This is a genomic window from uncultured Tateyamaria sp., from assembly GCF_947497045.1.
Classification (GTDB): domain Bacteria; phylum Pseudomonadota; class Alphaproteobacteria; order Rhodobacterales; family Rhodobacteraceae; genus Tateyamaria.
The window spans coordinates 18,144-36,629 of sequence record NZ_CANMEU010000004.1 but is presented as its reverse complement, the minus strand read 5'-3'; the positions used below and the strand labels follow the sequence as shown (position 1 = coordinate 36,629).

Annotated in this window: 15 protein-coding genes; 10 read left to right on the top strand and 5 right to left on the bottom strand. The window is 61.3% G+C overall.

Annotation, left to right across the window (positions count from 1 at the left end; translation table 11 throughout):
• Positions 1 to 130 precede the first annotated feature (130 nt).
• Together Q0859_RS09610 and Q0859_RS09605 are read right to left on the bottom strand one after the other, a co-directional pair.
• On the bottom strand, positions 131 to 1,504 hold the full coding sequence (locus tag Q0859_RS09610; RefSeq protein WP_299150324.1) for an L-serine ammonia-lyase: 1,374 nt from the start codon (positions 1,502 to 1,504) through the stop codon (positions 131 to 133).
• Positions 1,504 to 2,193 carry a glutathione S-transferase family protein gene (locus Q0859_RS09605; protein ID WP_299150321.1) on the bottom strand — a complete coding sequence of 230 codons (690 nt, stop codon included), beginning with the start codon at positions 2,191 to 2,193 and terminating at the stop codon, positions 1,504 to 1,506. The genes Q0859_RS09610 and Q0859_RS09605 overlap by 1 nt, the downstream gene beginning before the upstream one ends.
• A gap of 168 nt (positions 2,194 to 2,361) precedes the next feature.
• Here Q0859_RS09605 and Q0859_RS09600 point away from each other — a divergent pair, with 168 nt between their 5' ends.
• From Q0859_RS09600 to Q0859_RS09570, 7 genes are all read left to right on the top strand, one after another.
• Positions 2,362 to 2,907, top strand: a complete 546-nt coding sequence (locus Q0859_RS09600; protein WP_299150318.1) for a hypothetical protein — start codon at positions 2,362 to 2,364, stop codon at positions 2,905 to 2,907.
• A 183-nt stretch (positions 2,908 to 3,090) separates the two neighbouring features.
• The gene (rpiA, locus tag Q0859_RS09595) at positions 3,091 to 3,879 is read left to right on the top strand and encodes a ribose-5-phosphate isomerase RpiA (RefSeq protein ID WP_299150312.1); all 789 of its coding nucleotides are present in this window, start codon (positions 3,091 to 3,093) and stop codon (positions 3,877 to 3,879) included.
• 18 nt (positions 3,880 to 3,897) lie between these two features.
• Positions 3,898 to 5,364 (top strand): FAD-dependent oxidoreductase, encoded by a 1,467-nt coding sequence (locus Q0859_RS09590; RefSeq protein ID WP_299150307.1) that lies wholly within the window; start codon positions 3,898 to 3,900, stop codon positions 5,362 to 5,364.
• 74 nt (positions 5,365 to 5,438) lie between these two features.
• On the top strand, positions 5,439 to 6,605 hold the full coding sequence (gene hflK / locus Q0859_RS09585) for an FtsH protease activity modulator HflK (protein ID WP_299150303.1): 1,167 nt from the start codon (positions 5,439 to 5,441) through the stop codon (positions 6,603 to 6,605).
• A complete protein-coding gene (gene hflC / locus Q0859_RS09580; protein ID WP_299150299.1) occupies positions 6,605 to 7,492 on the top strand; it encodes a protease modulator HflC in 888 nt (295 codons plus the stop codon). Before hflK ends, hflC begins: the two co-directional genes overlap by 1 nt.
• A 4-nt stretch (positions 7,493 to 7,496) precedes the next feature.
• A complete protein-coding gene (locus Q0859_RS09575; RefSeq protein ID WP_299150294.1) occupies positions 7,497 to 7,691 on the top strand; it encodes a DUF2065 domain-containing protein in 195 nt (64 codons plus the stop codon).
• 172 nt (positions 7,692 to 7,863) lie between these two features.
• The gene (locus Q0859_RS09570) at positions 7,864 to 9,336 is read left to right on the top strand and encodes a Do family serine endopeptidase (RefSeq protein ID WP_299150288.1); all 1,473 of its coding nucleotides are present in this window, start codon (positions 7,864 to 7,866) and stop codon (positions 9,334 to 9,336) included.
• A gap of 73 nt (positions 9,337 to 9,409) precedes the next feature.
• Here Q0859_RS09570 and Q0859_RS09565 read toward each other — a convergent pair whose 3' ends face one another.
• Positions 9,410 to 12,460, bottom strand: coding sequence for a valine--tRNA ligase (locus Q0859_RS09565; RefSeq protein WP_299150283.1), 3,051 nt, complete (start codon positions 12,458 to 12,460; stop codon positions 9,410 to 9,412).
• Between the two features lie 207 nt (positions 12,461 to 12,667).
• Between Q0859_RS09565 and Q0859_RS09560 the strand changes: the two genes are divergently transcribed.
• Both Q0859_RS09560 and Q0859_RS09555 read left to right on the top strand, forming a co-directional pair.
• Complete coding sequence (locus Q0859_RS09560; protein ID WP_299150280.1) at positions 12,668 to 14,965, top strand: xanthine dehydrogenase family protein molybdopterin-binding subunit; 2,298 nt, start codon at positions 12,668 to 12,670, stop codon at positions 14,963 to 14,965.
• Entirely contained in the window at positions 14,943 to 16,037 is a 1,095-nt protein-coding gene (locus Q0859_RS09555) for a DUF2235 domain-containing protein (RefSeq protein WP_299150277.1), read from the top strand. Before Q0859_RS09560 ends, Q0859_RS09555 begins: the two co-directional genes overlap by 23 nt.
• 7 nt (positions 16,038 to 16,044) lie before the next feature.
• On the opposite strand, the gene Q0859_RS09550 is transcribed toward Q0859_RS09555, so the two are convergent.
• Both Q0859_RS09550 and Q0859_RS09545 read right to left on the bottom strand, forming a co-directional pair.
• Entirely contained in the window at positions 16,045 to 16,530 is a 486-nt protein-coding gene (locus Q0859_RS09550) for a PaaI family thioesterase (RefSeq protein WP_299150274.1), read from the bottom strand.
• A gap of 68 nt (positions 16,531 to 16,598) precedes the next feature.
• Positions 16,599 to 17,456 carry a methylenetetrahydrofolate reductase gene (locus Q0859_RS09545; RefSeq protein ID WP_299150270.1) on the bottom strand — a complete coding sequence of 286 codons (858 nt, stop codon included), beginning with the start codon at positions 17,454 to 17,456 and terminating at the stop codon, positions 16,599 to 16,601.
• 88 nt (positions 17,457 to 17,544) lie between these two features.
• Here Q0859_RS09545 and Q0859_RS09540 point away from each other — a divergent pair, with 88 nt between their 5' ends.
• A complete protein-coding gene (locus tag Q0859_RS09540; RefSeq protein WP_299150267.1) occupies positions 17,545 to 18,450 on the top strand; it encodes a LysR family transcriptional regulator in 906 nt (301 codons plus the stop codon).
• Positions 18,451 to 18,486 lie beyond the last annotated feature (36 nt).

The window sequence follows — 18,486 nt, the reverse complement described above, 5'->3', positions numbered from 1 at the left end:
CGAACACAATGTGGGAGTTGCTGCGGACGTGATGCGGGTTGGCGTCAGAACGTACGGGTGCGGGGCGGTGCGTGGGACTGTTTCGCGGTCGCGAAAGGCGCCCACCCACCGACCCCGCCGCGCGTGTGCCTCAGCAGTTGGGGACGTTGACGGCCAATCCACCCAAGGAGGTTTCCTTGTATTTCTCGCTCATATCTGCGCCGGTCTGGCGCATGGTTTCGATGCACGCATCCAGCGGCACAAGGTGGGTTCCATCCCCGCGCAGGGCCAGCGAGGCGGCACTGACCGCCTTGATGGCCCCCAATCCGTTGCGCTCGATACAGGGCACTTGCACAAGTCCGCGCACCGGATCGCACGTCATCCCCAGATGGTGTTCCAACGCAATTTCTGCCGCGTTTTCGATTTGCTGAGGGGAGCCGCCCATAACCGCACATAGCCCCGCCGCGGCCATGGCCGCTGCACTGCCCACTTCGGCCTGACATCCCGCTTCGGCCCCTGAGATGGAGGCGTTGAATTTGACCAGCCCGCCGATGGCGGCGGCCGTCAGCAGAAAGTCCTGCACATGCGCTTGCGAGGCCCCCGGCACATGGTCGAGGTAGTAGCGCAATGTGGCCGGCAGCACCCCCGCCGCCCCGTTGGTGGGGGCGGTCACGACCTGACCGCCTGCCGCGTTCTCCTCGTTGACGGCCATGGCATAGACGCTCATCCAGTCGTTAATCGTATGCGGCGCGCTTTGGTTCATTCCGCGCTCGGCGATCAGGGCGTCATGGATGCCTTTGGCCCGGCGTTTGACCGATAGCCCGCCCGGCAGGGTTCCTTCGGTCTCAAGCCCGCGGTCGATGCAGTCGCTCATCACCTGCCACAACCGCTTGGTCCCGGACTTGAGGTTTTCGGCCCCGCCGCGGGATTCTTCGTTGGCCTGTTTCATCTGTGCGATGGTTTTACCCGATTGGGCGGTCATCTCCAGCATCTCGGCGGCGGACTTGAACGGGTAGGGGACGGGCGCGCCCTCATCCGTGGCCTTGCCTGCGGCGAGTTCTTCTTCGGTCATCACGAAGCCGCCGCCGATGGAGTAGAACACTTGGCGCAAGGTGACGTCCCCTTGTGCATCTGTGGCCATCAGGATCATCCCATTGGCATGCCCCGCAAGCTGCGTGTCGTAGTCAAAGATCAGGTCGGTTTTGGCATCAAACCGCAAAGGTCCGAGGCCGTCAGGGTGCAGGGTTTGCGTAGTGTGCAGATCCACAAGCACCTGTTCGGCGCGGTCATGGTCGTAGGTGTCGGGCACAAACCCCGCAAGGCCCAGGATCGTGGCCCGGTCTGTCGCGTGTCCGACCCCGGTAAAGGCAAGGCTGCCGTGCAGGGACGCCCTGAGCCCTGAAAACTGGAAGGGTGAGGCGCGCATCATCTCCAGAAACCGTGCGGCAGCCACCATAGGCCCCATCGTGTGGGACGAGGATGGGCCAATACCGACCTTGAACATCTCGAATACGGACAAAAACATCAGAGTGCAGATCCTTCCGGGGGATTGGGTCGTGTGGGCGCGGTGAATGGGGTGGGGCCAAGCCCCTCGGCCATCTGGGCGCGGCGTGTGGCGGGCAGAACCTCAACGCGCGCACAAATGCGCGCCAGCGCCGGTGTGTCGGCAAGCGAAAACCACGTGCGATCCTGGGGGCCGTAAATCGCGCACCAGCGGAGCATCGTTGCGACATAAAGGTCGATCACGGTGATGTCCCGTTGCCCGAAGGCCTCGGTCTGCGTGGTCTCCAATGTCGAAAAATGGTTGCGCAACAGCCGCTTGGCCCCGGTCGTGACGATCTTGCAGGCCTGCGGCGCGTCGCCTGCCAGTTTGTGCGGATAGAATAGCAGTTGCAGGGCCGGATGTACGGTGTTGGAACAGAAGAACAGCCATTTGAGGAAGTCGGCACGGTGGGTGTCCTGAGGGCCGGGGCCCAGATCATCATGCCTGTCCACCAGCCACAACAGTATCGCGCCGGTTTCAAAGACGGGTCCCTGCGGGCTGATCAGCGTCGGGATCAATCCGTTGGGGTTGACCGCAAGGTAGGTTGGGCTGCGTTGGCTGCGGGCCGCGCGATCCACCAACGCCGTCTCAAAGGGCACGTTCAGAGTGTCGAGTGCCAGTCGCACGATCAGCGATGCGTTGTCCGGGGCGTAGTGCAGCACGTAAGTCATGGGCCAGTGATAGCGCGGGTGTGGACCCCGTGCACCGCCCTAAAACGACCGTTTGGTCTGTGATTTGGTCAGGCTTAACCCAGACTTAACCCTGATGGGATTGGATCGGGGCAGGAGGATGTCACGATGCGATGGATTATTGCGGTTTTTGCGTTGATCGCGTGTTTGATGCCCTGGCGTGTTGCCTTGGCGCAGGAGCTTTCGGGGCAGGCGTTGGTGGATGTGCTGGTGGCGCGCACACCGGGTACGACACTGGATCGGATGCGCACCCGCCCCGAAGCCTTCGTGGAAGAGGCGGCGGGGCTGATTCTTGGCTATGGGGGCGGCGATGGTTTGCGGGCGTCCCATATCGAACAGGCGATTGCGGCGGAACTGGCCCGGCTGCGGGCCCGCGAGATGCGCCGCCTGCTTGAGGCGGATCTGAACGGAGATCTGGGGGTGACCCAATCCGAGCTGAACGTGTTGCTGCGGGCGGCGAGCGCGACGATGCGTGGTCGGTTGCTGGTCTGGTTTCGGGCGGCCGATGTGAATGGCGACCACGTTGTCGCGTGGAGCGAGATGCGCGCGCATGCCAGCCGCAAGGCACATGTCGCGATGGGCCCGCATGCTGCGGATGCGATGCGCGCCATGATGACCTTTGATCTGGATCACGACGGCGCGGTGGAGATGTCCGAGGTGCTGGATGCAATGAACGCCCTCAAAACGCCGAGCTGAGCGGGGCGCGACTCGACCGGGTGCCTGACGGCGTACATGATGGTTCGCGTACAGGACGCGCCCGTGTCGTCTGGTTGTGCCGCGCCCCTCTGGCTGCCAAGGTGAACGCCAAACGCCTTGGGGGGTCGCAACGCACCGCGTGGGATCGTATAAGCGCCTCAACACATGGGGAGTCGTCACAACATGACCGGAGAATTGTCACCCATCGACAAGGCGAAGTTCGTCGCCGCCAAACGGGCGGCAGACTATGTCGAGGATGGAATGCGCGTCGGCCTTGGCACCGGATCAACCGCCGCATGGCTGGTACGTTGTCTGGGCGAACAGGTGCGCGATGCAGGCTTGCGGTTCAAGGGTGTGCCGACCTCGACCCGCACGGCGGATCTGGCGCGCGAGGTGGGGATCGAGGTGATCTCGCTGGATGAGGCGAAGTGGCTGGATGTCACGATTGATGGCGCGGACGAGTTTGATGGGGACCTGAACCTGATCAAAGGGGGCGGAGGCGCGCTGTTGCAGGAAAAGATAGTAGCCACCGCCTCTGATCAAATGGTGGTGATCGCCGATATCGGCAAAGAGGTCGAACATCTGGGCGCGTTCCCCCTGCCGATCGAGGTGATTCCGTTCGGCTGGCAGACCACCCAGGCCCTCGTTGAGGAAACCCTTATTTCCATGGACGTTCTGGGCCGCCAGTCCAGCTTGCGGATGAACGGGGATCACCCGTTCGTCACGGACGAGGGCAACTATATCATGGACCTGCATTTGCAACGCATCGGCAACCCGCGCCAACTCAGCCTTGTCATCAACCAGATGCCGGGCGTGGTTGAAAACGGGCTGTTTATCGATATTTGTGATGCGGTCGTGATCGGCTATGGCGATGGCCGGGTCGAGGTGCGAGATATCAATGAAGGTACGGTAGAGCAGGAGCGGCTCGATTTCCTTGAGACGGACAACCTGTTCACGGACCTTGCAGACTAAAGACCAAAGGCGGCTGACATGGCGGAATATGACTACGATCTGTTTGTAATCGGTGGCGGATCGGGGGGGGTGCGCGCCGCGCGCGTGGCCGCCAGCGACGCCGGTGCCCGGGTCGCACTGGCCGAAGAAGACCGCTATGGCGGGACATGTGTGATCCGGGGCTGTGTGCCCAAAAAGCTGATGGTGTTTGCCAGTGAATTTTCCGGCATGCCGGCCCTCGCCCGCGGCTATGGCTGGGACATGGGCGAGGGCACATTCCACTGGGACAGGTTTCAGGGCCACATGGCGAGCGAACTTGACCGGCTTGAAGGGATCTACCGCAATCTGCTGAAGTCATCGGGTGTCGAAACCTTTGATGCCCGCGCCCGGCTCAAGGACGCCCACACAGTGGAACTGTCCACCGGGGAAACCAAAACAGCCAAGACGATCCTGATCGCAACCGGCGGTCACCCGGTCCGCCCGGACATCCCCAACGCCGATCTGGGGATCGTGAGCGACGACATCTTTCACCTGGAAACGCTGCCAAAATCCATTCTGATTATCGGGGGCGGGTATATCGCCTGCGAATTTGCCTGCATCTTCAACGGGCTCGGGGTCGAGGTGACACAGTTCTACCGCGGTGCCCAGATTTTGCGCGGCTTTGATGACGAAGCCCGCGGTCTGATCGCCGAGGCCATGCGCGAAAACGGGATCAAGCTGCATTTGGGCACCAACATTGTCGAAATGGCCCCCGGCGGTGGTGATTATGATGCGGTCAGCGGACCCACGGCCACCGACGCGGCCATGGGGGCCGATGCCAAACAATCCGCCACCTTGATGGCAACGCGCACGGGGGATGGGTCGCAATCGGTCTGGGTCAAACCCACCAGTGGCGACGCCCGGGAATATGATATCGTCCTGTTTGCGACCGGTCGCGATCCCAACAGTGCGGATCTGGGTCTGGAAGACCTCGGCATTCAGATCGGGCGCCGCAAGGAAATTGTTGTGGACGCTTATTCCAAAACAGCCGTCGACAGCGTCTATGCCATCGGGGACGTGACCAATCGCGTGAACCTCACCCCTGTCGCCATTCGCGAGGGCATGGCCTTTGTTCAGACGGTGTTTCAGGACAATCCAACGGCTGTAGATCACGAGCTGATCCCATCGGCCATCTTTACTCAACCCGAGATGGGCACCGTGGGGCTCAGCGAAGAGGACGCGCGCGAACAGGAAGAGGTCGAAGTCTACTGCACCTCGTTCCGCCCGATGAAGACGGCCTTTGGCGGCCAAAACAATCGGGTTCTGATGAAGCTGGTTGTCAGCAAGGCGACCCGCAAGGTTCTGGGCTGTCACATCGTCGCGCCGGATGCGGGTGAAATGATCCAACTGGCGGGTGTCGCTATCAAAATGGGCGCAACCAAGGAAGATTTCGACCAGACCGTGGCCGTTCATCCCACCATGTCCGAAGAGATCGTGACCATGAAGACGCCCATGCGCACCGCTTGAATTTTCGATATCTAGACACAAGTGACAAGACAAGATGCGGCACCTGTCGCACGACAAGAGGAGAACTACACCATATGGCTGGCAATACAGGCGGCCCCTGGGGGGGTGGCGGAAATTCGAACGACGGGGATGACGGGCGCAAAAACGGCTCGCGTGACCCTGGTCGTGGCAACGGCGGGCGTCGGCCCGGTGATGACGGTCCGCAAATCCCCGAGATCGACGAACTGGTCAAGAAAGGCCAGGAACAACTGCGCGTCCTGATGGGCGGTCGCGGTGGCGGCGGCACCGGTGGGGGGCGTGGCAATGGCGGCGGCTCCGGCCCGTTTCTGACCAAAGGTACGCTTGGCCTTGGCGCTTTGGCCGCGGTCGTGCTGTGGGGGATGGCCAGTTTTTACACGGTCCGACCCGAAGAACAATCCGTCGAATTGTTCCTTGGCGAGTTCTCGGCGATCGGAAATCCGGGTCTGAATTTTGCGCCCTGGCCTGTGGTCACCGCCGAAGTCATTCCCGTCACCCGCGAACAAACCGAAGAGATCGGTGTGGGCGGCCGTGGCGGCGACGCGGGCCTGATGCTGACCGGTGACGAAAATATCGTCGACATTGATTTCCAGGTCGTCTGGAACATCAATGATCCGGCCAAATACCTGTTCAACCTGCGTGATCCACGCCCCACCATCCGCGCCGTTGCGGAATCGGCGATGCGTGAGATTATCGCCCAGTCTGATCTGGCCCCGATCCTCAACCGGGACCGTGGTGCGATCGCGGTGCAGTTGCTTGACCTCATCCAAAACACGCTCGACAGCTATGACAGCGGTGTCACGGTCATCCGCGTGAACTTTGACAAGGCCGACCCGCCACAATCCGTGATCGACGCCTTCCGCGACGTTCAGGCCGCTGAACAGGAACGGGATCGTTTGCAAAACGTGGCGGATGCCTATGCCAACCGCGTTTTGGCCGAAGCCCGTGGTCAGGCCGCGCAGCTTCTGGAAGAGGCCGAAGGCTACCGTGCCCAACAGGTCAACCAGGCCGAGGGTGAAGCGTCTCGTTTCTCGGCCGTTTTGGAAGAATATGCCAAGGCCCCCGACGTCACCCGCAAACGTCTTTATCTTGAAACGATGGAGCGTGTGCTGGGCCGTGTCGACAAGGTCATTATCGACGAGAATGGGGGCGACAGCCAGGGCGTGGTGCCTTACCTGCCGCTCAACGAATTGCGTCGCAACACTACTGAAGGGACAAACTGATGCGTAAATCTGCGTTTCTGATCCCCGTTATCGTGGTGGCTGCGGCCATCGCATTGTCGTCCCTGTTCATCGTGGATGAACGTGAAAAGGTGCTTGTCCTGCAATTTGGCCGGGTCGTCGACATCAAGGAAGTGCCCGGATTGGGCGTGAAAATCCCCCTGATCCAAGAGGTTGTGCGCTATGACGACCGTATCCTGAGCCGCGATGTCGAACCGCTTGAAGTCACCCCGCTGGATGATCGTCGTCTGGTTGTGGATGCCTTTGCCCGCTACCGGATTGCTGATCTGAACCAGTTCCGCCAAGCGGTTGGTACAGGCGGTGAAGGGGCCGCCGAACGTCGCATCGACGGTATTTTGCGCAACGAGCTGCGCGAAGTGCTGGGCTCCGTGTCGTCCAACGATATCCTGAGTTCGGACCGGGCGGCGCTGATGCTGCGCATTCGAAATGGTGCGATTGCCGAAGCGCGCGCCCTGGGTATTGAGGTTGTCGACGTGCGTCTCAAGCGCACGGACCTGCCAACCGAAAACCTTGACGCGACCTTCCAGCGGATGCGCGCCGAACGTGAGCGTGAGGCAACCGACGAACGCGCCCGCGGTAACGAGGCTGCCCAACGGGTGCGCGCTCAGGCGGACCGGACGGTGGTTGAATTGACCTCTGATGCGGAACGTCAGGCCGAGATTATTCGCGGTGAAGCGGATGCGCGCCGCAACGCCATCTTCGCCGATGCGTTCGGGGCCGACCCGGAGTTCTTTGAATTCTACCGCTCGCTCACCGCTTATGATCGTGCACTTGGGGCGAACAACTCGACTATGGTGATGTCGCCGGACAGCGAGTTCTTCAACTACCTCAAATCCGATCAGGGTGCCCGCGGTCTGGCGGCGGAGTGACCTGATGGCCTGGGTGCTTCTTGCCCTTGGACTTGTGATGATTGTGGAGGGGCTGGCCTATGTGCTGGCCCCTTCGCTTATTGAACGCGTGCTTGAGGTTTTGCGCAGCCTGCCTGAAGCCGTGCGACGTCAATTGGGGGCCTTGGTGATGGTGTCGGGCCTGATCTGTGTGTGGCTCGCATTTTATATCGGGATTTGACCACCCAACCGGCTGTGCGTTGACACATTGGTAACGTGATATTGAAACCATGCGGGACAGGGCCATCTTTAATGTTGCAAGGATGCAACCCTACATGCACCCTGTATGCAAACGCGCATCCGTGTGTGTTATCCGGCCAGCCCGGCCATCAAGACGAAGCAGGAGAGACCTGATGCAGCGACAGGCAATTGCCCTTTCGAGACAGCTTACCGATGTGAACTACATCCGCGCCCTCTGGATAGGCGCGCTCGCGCTGGCCTTTGTGCTGGTGCAAACCCTGATGGCCACGGCCCGCCCCGAAAGCCTTGCGCCGCTGGCAGAACAGATCAGCCCATCAGTGGTCAACATCACCACATCCACCGTGATTGAAGGACGCACAGGGCCGCAAGGTGTTGTGCCCGAAGGCTCCCCCTTCGAGGACTTCTTTCGGGAGTTTCAGGACCGCAACGGGCAGGGCGACCGCCCCCGCCGCTCATCGGCTCTGGGCTCGGGCTTTGTGATTTCCGAGGACGGGTTCATCGTCACCAACAACCACGTGATTGAAGGTGCCGACGAGATCCTGATCGAGTTCTTCAACGGCGACGAACTAGAGGCCGAATTGATCGGCACCGATCCAAACACCGACATCGCCTTGCTCAAGGTCAGCGCGGATGGCCCATTGCCCTTTGTGCCCTTCGGCAACAGCGACGACTCCCGCGTGGGTGACTGGGTGATTGCGATGGGCAACCCGCTTGGTCAGGGCTTTTCCGTTTCGGCCGGGATCGTGTCCGCGCGCAACCGCGCCCTCAGCGGCACCTATGACGACTACATCCAGACTGACGCGGCCATCAACCGGGGCAACTCGGGCGGTCCTCTGTTCAACATGGACGGTCAGGTGATCGGCGTGAACACAGCGATCCTGTCGCCCAATGGTGGCTCTATCGGCATCGGCTTTTCCATGGCATCCAACGTCGTGACCCGCGTGGTGGACCAATTGCAGGAGTTCGGCGAAACCCGCCGTGGCTGGTTGGGCGTGCGCATTCAGGACGTGACCGAGGACATCGCCGAGGCCATTGGCCTTGAGGAAGTTGCGGGTGCGTTGGTCACCTCTGTGCCCGAAGGTCCTGCGCTGGAATCCGGCATGCAGGACGGTGATGTGATCCTCAGCTTTGCAGGCGTGGACGTGGCCGACACCCGTGGCCTGGTACGTCAGGTCGGCAACAGCCCGATTGGTGAAACCGTGCGCGTGGTTGTGTTCCGTGACGGGGAAACCGTGACATTACGCGTGACCCTTGGTCGCCGTGAAGAGGCCGAAGGTGCGACCCCTGCGGTGGCGGACACGCCCTCCGAACCCGAAGGCGCCGAAACCAAAGAGGTGCTTGGCCTGACTCTCAGCACGCTGACGGACGAGTTGATCGAACAGCTGAGCGTGGGCGAAGGCCAGCAGGGTCTGGCTGTGACGGATGTGGATGAAACCAGCGAAGCCTATGAAAAAGGGCTGCGCGCGGGTGACGTCATCACCGAAGCCGGGCAGCAAAAGATCGCGAGCATCGCGGATTTTGAGACCCGTCTGAGCGAAGTCAAAGAGGCGGGGCGCAAGTCGCTGCTGCTGCTTGTCCGCCGTGCAGGTGATCCACGCTTTGTGGCGCTCAGCCTTCCAGAGTAAATCTACCCCTGAAGAAATGACAAAAGGCATCCCTTGATCGGGGTGCCTTTTTCGTTGGGCCGTTTGGTTTGGCTCAGCCGAGTTCCTGAAGCCGGGCGAGCGCCTCTTGCAACTTGCCCTCTTCTTCGGCGCGCGCGTCCAGATTGGCCTGGGTTTCGGCCACAACCTCGGGCGGTGCGCTTTGCGCGAATTTGGGGTTCTTGAGCCGGCCGCGCAGCCCGCCCACTTCCTTGGCCAATTTTCCGAGTGTCTTTTCCAGTCGCGCAATTTCTTCGGCGACATCGATCACCCCGTCCAGCGGCAGGCCAAAGCGCCCCCCCGCAAGCCCAAGGGTCACGGTGCCTTTGGGGAAGTCGTCCACCACGTTCAATTCGGTGATCCGGGCCAATGCGTTGAACGCGCTTTCGTTGGCGTCCCACGCGGCGCGCGCGCCTTCCTCAAGACCCACAACCACCATCGGTATACGCGCACCTGCGGGCACGTGCATCTGCGCGCGGGCCGACCGGATCGCGTCAATCGCGCCTGTCACCCAGCCCAACTCCGCATCTGCGCTTGGGTCGGCCAGATCAGCCGCGCTGTAGGTCGGCCAGTCGCCATGCACCAAGGGTTTGGGCCGCGCCTTCTGGCCCCACAACTCTTCGGTGATGAAGGGCATGATCGGGTGCAGCATGAGCAGGCATTGATCAAGGCCCCAGGCATAGACGGCGCGGGTTTCGGCGATCTCGGCCTCGGTGCCGCCCTCGAAAATGGGTTTGCTCAGCTCGATATACCAGTCGCAGAAAGTGCCCCAAGTGAACGCATAAAGCGCACTGGCCGCATCATTGAAGCGATATTCGGCCAATGCGGCATCGACCGCCTCGCGGGTGCGTGCGATCTCTCCCTTGATCCAGCGGTTCGGTGTCAGGGTCGCCTCTGGCATGGTGCCCGAATGGGGCACGTCAAACGTGCCGTTACGCTCACCAAAGGAGGCGGCGTTCCACAGCTTTGTGCCGAAGTTCCTGTAGCCTGCGATGCGTTGGGTGTCGAGTTTCAGCGCCCCGCCAAGCGAGGCCATGGCCGCATTGGTGAACCGCAGCGCGTCTGCCCCGAATTCGTCGATCAGGTCCAGCGGGTCGATGACGTTGCCGGTCGATTTCGACATCTTCTTGCCCTTTGCATCGCGCACGAGCCCATGGAGGTAGACGTTCTTGAACGGCACCTCGTCCACGATGGCCAGTTGCATCATCATCATCCGCGCGACCCAGAAGAACAGGATATCCTGCCCTGTGATCAGATCAGAGGTCGGGAAATAGCGGGCCAGTTCGTCCGTCTTTTCGGGCCAGCCGAGGGTCCCGATGGGCCAGAGGCCGGAGGAGAACCACGTGTCGAGCACATCCGCGTCCCGCCACAACCGCACGGGCTGACCATCTTCGTGATAGGTCAATGTCAGCGCTTCGTCCGCGTTGGCCGCCTCCTCATCGACAAGGAAGCCCATCGCGCCGCTGTTCATGTAGTAGTTGACCGCCAATTCCAGCGCTTCGGCATGGGTGGGCGCGCAGAAATGCTGCGGGTTCTGGATGTCCCATTCATCCGAGGCGGTCCCGTCTTCGTTTTCGGTGTGCGTGACGCTTGGGCCGTACCAGACCGGAATCTGATGCCCCCACCAAAGCTGGCGCGAGATGCACCATGGCTCGATGTTTTCAAGCCAGTGGAAATACACCTTCTCCCCGCTTTCGGGCATGATCTTCACGTCGCCGCTGCGCACCGCATCCAGCGCGGGCCCGACGATCTTGTCAGTGTCCACGAACCACTGGTCCGTCAGCAGCGGCTCGATCACCACTTTGGAACGATCACCAAAGGGCTGCATGATCGGCTTGTTTTCGACCAGCGGCACGGCCTCGACGCTTTCGTTTCCGTCCGCGTCCGTTACCGGTACCATGTGCATCACGGCCAGCCCTTCGGCGGTGATGTCGGCCACCACTTTCTTGCGCGCCTCGAACCGGTCCAGCCCACGATAGTCGTCCGGTACGAGGTTCATTGCCGAGATCATCGCCTCGTCGAAATTGCGCTCTCCATTGGCGATCTCCTGGGCAATCGCGGCCTCGATCGCGTAAGGCTGCCCATCGCTGCGCATCCGCGCCTTGGTGTCCATCAGGTTGTACATCGGGATGCCGCCCCGTTTGGCCACCTGATAGTCGTTAAAATCATGCGCGCCGGTGATCTTGACCGCGCCCGAGCCAAAATCCTTGTCCGGGTACTCGTCGGTGATGATCGGGATCAGGCGGCGATGTGCCTTGGGACCGACCGGGATCTCGCACAGCTTGCCCACGATGGGTGCGTAACGCTCGTCGGATGGATGCACCGCCACAGCCCCGTCGCCCAGCATCGTCTCGGGCCGGGTGGTCGCGATCGAGATATAGTCGCGGACCTCTTCCAGCGTGACATTTCCGTCCTCGTCCTTTTCGACATAGGTATAGGTCTGCCCCTCTGCGAGCGGGTATTTGAAGTGCCACATGTGGCCCGGTGTTTCGATGTTCTCGACCTCAAGGTCCGAGATCGCCGTCTCGAAATGCGGGTCCCAGTTGACCAGCCGCTTTCCGCGATAGATCAGGCCCTTGTTGTACATCTCGACAAAGACTTTGATGACTGCATCGTGAAAGTTCCCCTTGGCCACGTCCTGCGGTGCGCCGGGCGCGCCGGACATGGTGAACGCCTCGCGCGACCAGTCACAGGAGGCCCCGAGCCGTTTGAGTTGGGACACGATGGTGCCCCCGCTTTCGGCTTTCCACTCCCACACCTTGGCGGTGAAGGCGTCGCGGCCAAGTTCGGTCCGTGAGGGTTGCTGGTGTTCGGCAAGGCGGCGTTCCACCACCATTTGCGTGGCGATGCCCGCATGGTCCGTGCCCGGCTGCCAGAGCGTGTCGAACCCGCGCATGCGGTGCCAGCGCACCATGATATCCTGCAACGTGTTGTTGAAGGCATGACCCATATGCAGCACGCCCGTGACGTTGGGCGGCGGGATCATAATGGCATAGGCCGACGCGCCATCGCGGGCATTGGCACCTGCCTTGAAACAGCCTCGTGTCTCCCACTGCTCGTAAATGCGCGCCTCGACTTCTGCGGCGTTGAATTTTCCAAGGGCCATGGCGCGTATCCTCTGTGTTCGTTGGCCCGTGAGATAGCTGCGCGGGCCTATGAAGGAAAGGGGGTTTTGGCGATGTTGGCCCGCGCCAACGGGCGACAAACGTGCCGTCCGTGTCCAAATCCTGGTCGCTTACGGCTCTGGACACTGGCCGCGCAACCGCTAGGTTCGCACTCAACTGACACCACTCCAGCCACAGGAGCGTTCCCCATGGAAAAGTTCGGAAAAAGCCAATCTGTCAGGCGCCGCGAAGATGTGCGGTTCTTGACCGGCGAGGGGCGCTATGTTGACGACATTGCACCTGCAAATGCGTTGCAGTCTTTTGTGTTCCGCTCGCCCGTTGCGCATGCGGTGATCACGGATCTGGATGTGACCGAGGCCCGCGCGGCGGAGGGTGTGCACGCAGTCTACGTGCTGGCCGATCTTGAAGCGGCGGGCATGAAGGTCGGCATGCGCGGTGCGACGATGCCCAACCGTGATGGCACTCAGGGGGCTGCCCCCGAACGCCCCATTCTGGCGCGCGACCGCCTGCGCTTTGTGGGCGAACCTGTGGCCATGATTGTGGCTGACACCATGGCTCAGGCCCGCGATGCGGCAGAACTGATCATGCTCGACTATGACGATCTGCCAGCCAAGATGGACATGGATGCAGGGGGCGAGATGCTGCACCCCGAGGCGGCGGACAATGTGGCCTATGATTGGGAAATGGGCGATGCGGCGACGGCCGAGGCTGTGTTTGCATCGGCGCATCGCGTCATCAGTCTGGATGTGGGTGACAACCGCGTCATCGTCAACTCGATGGAGCCGCGCGGGTGTTACGCCGAGATGGAGGGCGCGCGTTTTCACGTCGCCATCAATGGTCAAGGCGTGTGGGGCCCCAAGGAACAGTTGGCCGAGGCGTTGAATGTGGACCCGGACATGATCCGTGTCACCAATCCCGATACCGGCGGTGGCTTTGGGATGAAGGGGATGATGTACCCCGAATATTTTGTGCTCGCCCATGCCGCGCGCGATCTGGGCCGCCCGGTGCGCTGGATGTCCGAACGCACCGAAGCGATGCTGAGCGACAATGCGGGCCGCGATCTGACGTCGCTGACCGAGCTGGCCTTTGACGAAAATCACCGCATCATCGGCTACCGCGTCCATACGAAGGCGAATATGGGGGCCTATAACTCGCAATTTGCCCAAGCCATCCAGACGCAATTGTTCAGCCGCGTCTTGATGGGGGTCTATGACGTGCAGACGACCTATCTGCGCTCGGTCGGGTACTACACCAACACCACGCAGGTCGATGCCTATCGCGGGGCGGGTCGCCCCGAGGCGATCTATATTCTTGAGCGGGCCATGGACCGCGCCGCCCGAGAGCTTGGCGTTGATCCGCTGGAATTGCGCCGCATCAACTTCATCAAACCCGACCAGTTTCCCTATGCCACGACTGTGGGCGAAACCTATGACGTGGGCGATTTCAACAAGGTGCTGAGCCGGGCCGAGGTCGAGGCCGACCTCGCCGGGTTCGCCGCGCGCAAGGCCGCAGATGCAGGCCGGGGCCTGCTGCGTGGGGTCGGGGTGTGTTACTACATCGAAAGTATCCTTGGCGATCCGACCGAAAGCACGAAGGTGGAATTCACCGACGAGGGCCGGGTCAACATCTATGTGGGCACGCAATCGAACGGGCAGGGGCACGAAACGGTCTATGCCAAATTCCTGTCCGACCAGACCGGCATCCCGGTCGACATGATCGATGTCGTGCAGGGCGACAGCGACCGGATCAAGGTGGGTGGTGGCACCGGGGGGTCCCGGTCGGTGACAGTGCAGAACAATGCGACGCTTTATACCGTCTCGGCCATGACCGAAGCCTTTGCCGTGTTCCTGTCCGAGGAGATTGGCGTGCCTGCGGCCGAGATCACCTTTGATGATGAACGGTTCCGGGCCGAGGGGTCGAATATGACCCCCACCATGCTTGAGGTGGCCGAGATGGCCCGCGGCAAGGGGCGCGATGATCTGATGGTGCATGAACGCCGCGTTAAACTGGAGGCGCGCAGCTTTCCAAACGGGTGTCATATTACAGAGGTTCAGATCGACCCGGACACTGGGGTCACGACTGTTGAACGCTATACCGTTGTCGATGATTTTGGCAATCTTATCAATCCGATGCTGGCCGAAGGGCAGGTGCATGGCGGTGTCGTCCAAGGCATCGGACAGGCCCTGACCGAGCATGTTCAATTTGACGAAGACGGCCAACTTCTCACGGCAACGTTCATGGATTATGCCTTGCCGCGCGCCGATGATGTTCCCTACATCGGGTTCACGTCAGAACCGGTTCCGTCAACGGCCAACATCATGGGAATGAAGGGCTGTGGCGAGGCGGGTACGGTCGGAGCATTGGCAGCGGTGGCCAATGCGGTGCAGGATGCGCTGTGGGATCACGGTGTGCGCCAGGCTGATATGCCTTTCACACCGATGAAAGTGTGGGAATTGCTCAGGGATGATCCTATCGCGGCTGAATAAATCGATTGCAGGCTGGCTTCAGAGCAAGTTTGGAAAAGGTTTGCCGGAGGTCACGCCTCCGACCCGTGGACAGACGACGCACGTGATCATCATTGACGGCACGATGTCGTCGCTGGACGAATGTGATGAAACCAATGCCGGGCTGACCAATAAGCTGCTGGCCCAGATGGGCAGTGCGGTGTCCCTGTACTACGAACCCGGTTTGCAATGGTCCCATTGGCGGCGCGGTGGAGATGTCATTTTCGGGCGCGGTATCAATCGTCAGATCCGCGGGGCGTATGGCTATCTGGCCTCGCGATATCACCCCGGCGACAAGGTATTTCTGTTTGGCTATTCGCGCGGGGCCTATGCGGTCCGCTCGCTTGCGGGGATCATCGACCGGGTCGGTCTGCTGAAACCCGAGGCGGCGACTGAACGCAATATTCGCGACGTCTACCGCTATTACGAATGCAATCCCGACGGGGCGACCGCGAAGGTCTTTGCCGCAAACAATTGCCATGACACGGTCGAAATCGAGATGATTGGCGCGTGGGACACGGTGAAATCCCTGGGCCTCAACATGCCCTTGCTGTGGCGTCTGAGCGCGCCGCGTCATGCTTTTCACAACCATCAGCTTGGTAAATCCGTCAAACGCGGCTTTCACGCGCTGGCCCGCAATGAGACCCGCGTCGCCTATGCGCCCGTGATGTGGGACACGTCCGACGATTGGGACGGCCATCTGGTGCAGATGTGGTTTCGCGGGGTCCATGGCGATATTGGCGGGCATTTGTCCGGTAAATATGGCTCGCGCCCCCTGGCCAATATCCCATTGGTCTGGATGCTGGAAATGGCCGAATCCTGTGGACTGTCATTGCCAGCGGGATGGGCAGATCGCTTCCCTCAGGACCCGACTGCGCCCTCCATGGGGTCGTTCGTGGGCTTCGGGCGGTGGCTGGTGACCCGCAGGCCACGCAAAGTGGGGCTTGACCCGTCCGAGCGGGTGCATCCCTCGGTCGCTCAGGCCCCGCCGCCCAAAGGGTGGGGCGAATGGGTCGCGGACCTGCGCGGATCGACCGCCAAAGACGTGCCGTAAGCGGCTGTCAGGGCGTCAATTCCATGATGATGCAGGTGGTTGATCCGGTCGCATAAAGCTTGCCGTCCTCAACCCCACGTATCTCGCCCGACGCCACCCCGGTGGAGCGCCCGGCATGATCGATGACGCCCACGCAGTCAATTTCCATATCAAGGGGGATCGTGCGGGTGATGTTGATCTTGTATTCAAGCGTGGTGTAGACCGCGCCACGCGGCACTTTGGTCATCACAGCGCACGCCATCGCGCTGTCAAGCAAGGTGCCGTACCAGCCCCCATGCACCGTGCCCATTGGATTGGTCACGTTGAACGCGGGTGCGCCGCGAAAGGTGACCCGCCCGTCCTCGACCGCGTGCAGCGCATATCCCATCGTTTGTGCGATGGGTGGCCCCGGCAAGGTGCCCTCCAGCATCCCGCGCATGAACTCATAACCGGACATGGACAACAATTCGTCCTGACTGAGCAACTCGGCGGGAGAGGTGGCGACAAGGGGCATGGGGTAGGGTCCGGTGACTGTTACACCGGCGAGGTTAGGCGAGCCAGACCGATCGGTCTAGTCCCTCCTTACGCCACATTCCGAATTTGTGAGGGGCGGACCAAACCAAGTGCGCGGCAGACCTTGAGGGTCAGGTCGGGGCGGTTCAGCGTGTAGAAATGCAGTGCATCGACCCCTTCATCCGTCAGCGTGTCACACAGGTCAGCGCAGTGCGTCAGCGCGAACAACTCGGCGCGGTCATCGCGCTCGGCCCGGTCAAAGGCGGTGCGCGTCACCGCCGATATCGGCGTGCCGCAACGCTGTGCGAATGACTGCGTGCGGGCCCAATTGCTGACCGGCAGGATACCCGGCGTGATGGGTGCGCCGATGCCTGCATCCGCACAGGCATCGCGGAAGCGCAGAAAGGTGTCCGCTTCAAAGAAGAATTGCGTGATCGCTTCGGTCGCGCCTGCGTCCAGCTTGGCTTTGAGGAAGTCGATGTTTTGCGCCATCGAGACCGCATCGGGGTGGCCGTCGGGATAGGCCCCCACACGGATCGTGAAAGTGCCGGTATCCGCCAGCGCCTTGATCAGTGCGATGCTGTCGGCAAAGCCATCTGGGTGGGGTTCAAAGGCGCGTCCATCCGGGGCATCCCCGCGCAGGGCCACGATATCCGTCACACCGGAAGCGGCATAGTTGCGCGCGGTGCGCATCACGTCATCACGGCTTTGCCCGGTGCAGGTCAGGTGCGCTGCGACCCGCAGGCCGGAGGTCTTGCGCAACGTCTGTGCGGCCTCTTGCGTGAGGGATTGGGTCGAACCGCCCGCCCCGTAGGTCACCGACACAAACCGCGGCGCAAGGGGGGTCAGCGTCTGCACCGTGTCCCAGAGGTGAAACGAAGCGTCCAGCGATTTTGGCGGAAAGGTCTCAAACGACAGCGCGGTCATGGTGGGGCTCCTTTGGGCTTGTGTCGAGTATGTGGCAGCGCGTATCTTGAAGCAAATTCATAACTCTCAAGATAAACATGAGGATCACATGCATATCGAGTTTCGCCATCTGCGCACGATCAAGGCCATCCATGAGGCGGGGGGGCTCGCGAAGGCGGCGGATCAGTTGCACATCACCCAATCTGCCCTCAGTCATCAGGTGAAGGGCCTTGAGGAGCAGGCGGGGGTGGAGCTGTTCGTGCGCCGCTCAAAACCATTGAAACTCTCGGCGGCGGGGATGCGCCTGTTGCGTCTCGCCAATCAGATCCTGCCGCAGGTCGAGGCAATGCAGGCCGAGTTCACGGGCCTGCGTGACGGATCATCGGGGCGGATGCATATCGCCATTGAATGCCATGCCTGTTTTGAGTGGCTGTTTCCGGTGCTTGAAGTGTTTCGCCGCTCGTGGCCGGATGTGGATGTGGATATCCGCCCCGGTCTTGCCTTTGACGCGCTGCCCGCCTTGATGAAGGAAGAGGTGGATCTGGTCGTGTCCTCGGATCCGGAGGATTTGGCGGGGGTCGCCTTTGTCGAGTTGTTTGACTACGCGCCCGTCTTTGTCGCGGCCAGCACGCATCCACTGGCCCAGAAAGAGTATATCGAGGCGGCGGATTTTCGCGATCAGACCCTGATCACCTATCCGGTGGAACGAGCCCGGCTGGATGTGTTCAGCCAGTTGTTGATCCCTGCCAAGGTGGAGCCCGCGGCTGTGCGTCAGGCGGAGTTGACGGCAGTGATTTTGCTGCTGGTTGCGTCCAATCGCGGTGTGTCTGTCTTGCCCGATTGGGTGGTGCGCGAGGTGAAGTATTCCAGTGATTATGTGACCCGCCCGCTGACCAGGGACGGGCTGACCCGTCGTCTTTATGCTGCGGTGCGCGAGGATGATCTGGGCAAGCCCTATATGGACAAATTGATCGAGCTGGCCCGCGTTGAGGCGCGCAAGTTGCAATCTGTTTGAGGGCCTGCGGGTGGCACTGTTTGCCGGCGCAAAGGT

Bases quoted from the DNA above. Each gene is read 5' to 3' on its own strand.
- Q0859_RS09610 (WP_299150324.1), bottom strand. From the start codon at position 1,504: ATGTTTTTGTCCGTATTCGAGATGTTCAAGGTCGGTATTGGCCCATCC.
- Q0859_RS09605 (WP_299150321.1), bottom strand. From the start codon at position 2,193: ATGACTTACGTGCTGCACTACGCCCCGGACAACGCATCGCTGATCGTG.
- Q0859_RS09600 (WP_299150318.1), top strand. From the start codon at position 2,362: ATGCCCTGGCGTGTTGCCTTGGCGCAGGAGCTTTCGGGGCAGGCGTTG.
- rpiA (WP_299150312.1), top strand. From the start codon at position 3,091: ATGACCGGAGAATTGTCACCCATCGACAAGGCGAAGTTCGTCGCCGCC.
- Q0859_RS09590 (WP_299150307.1), top strand. From the start codon at position 3,898: ATGGCGGAATATGACTACGATCTGTTTGTAATCGGTGGCGGATCGGGG.
- hflK (WP_299150303.1), top strand. From the start codon at position 5,439: ATGGCTGGCAATACAGGCGGCCCCTGGGGGGGTGGCGGAAATTCGAAC.
- hflC (WP_299150299.1), top strand. From the start codon at position 6,605: ATGCGTAAATCTGCGTTTCTGATCCCCGTTATCGTGGTGGCTGCGGCC.
- Q0859_RS09575 (WP_299150294.1), top strand. From the start codon at position 7,497: ATGGCCTGGGTGCTTCTTGCCCTTGGACTTGTGATGATTGTGGAGGGG.
- Q0859_RS09570 (WP_299150288.1), top strand. From the start codon at position 7,864: ATGCAGCGACAGGCAATTGCCCTTTCGAGACAGCTTACCGATGTGAAC.
- Q0859_RS09565 (WP_299150283.1), bottom strand. From the start codon at position 12,460: ATGGCCCTTGGAAAATTCAACGCCGCAGAAGTCGAGGCGCGCATTTAC.
- Q0859_RS09560 (WP_299150280.1), top strand. From the start codon at position 12,668: ATGGAAAAGTTCGGAAAAAGCCAATCTGTCAGGCGCCGCGAAGATGTG.
- Q0859_RS09555 (WP_299150277.1), top strand. From the start codon at position 14,943: ATGATCCTATCGCGGCTGAATAAATCGATTGCAGGCTGGCTTCAGAGC.
- Q0859_RS09550 (WP_299150274.1), bottom strand. From the start codon at position 16,530: ATGCCCCTTGTCGCCACCTCTCCCGCCGAGTTGCTCAGTCAGGACGAA.
- Q0859_RS09545 (WP_299150270.1), bottom strand. From the start codon at position 17,456: ATGACCGCGCTGTCGTTTGAGACCTTTCCGCCAAAATCGCTGGACGCT.
- Q0859_RS09540 (WP_299150267.1), top strand. From the start codon at position 17,545: ATGCATATCGAGTTTCGCCATCTGCGCACGATCAAGGCCATCCATGAG.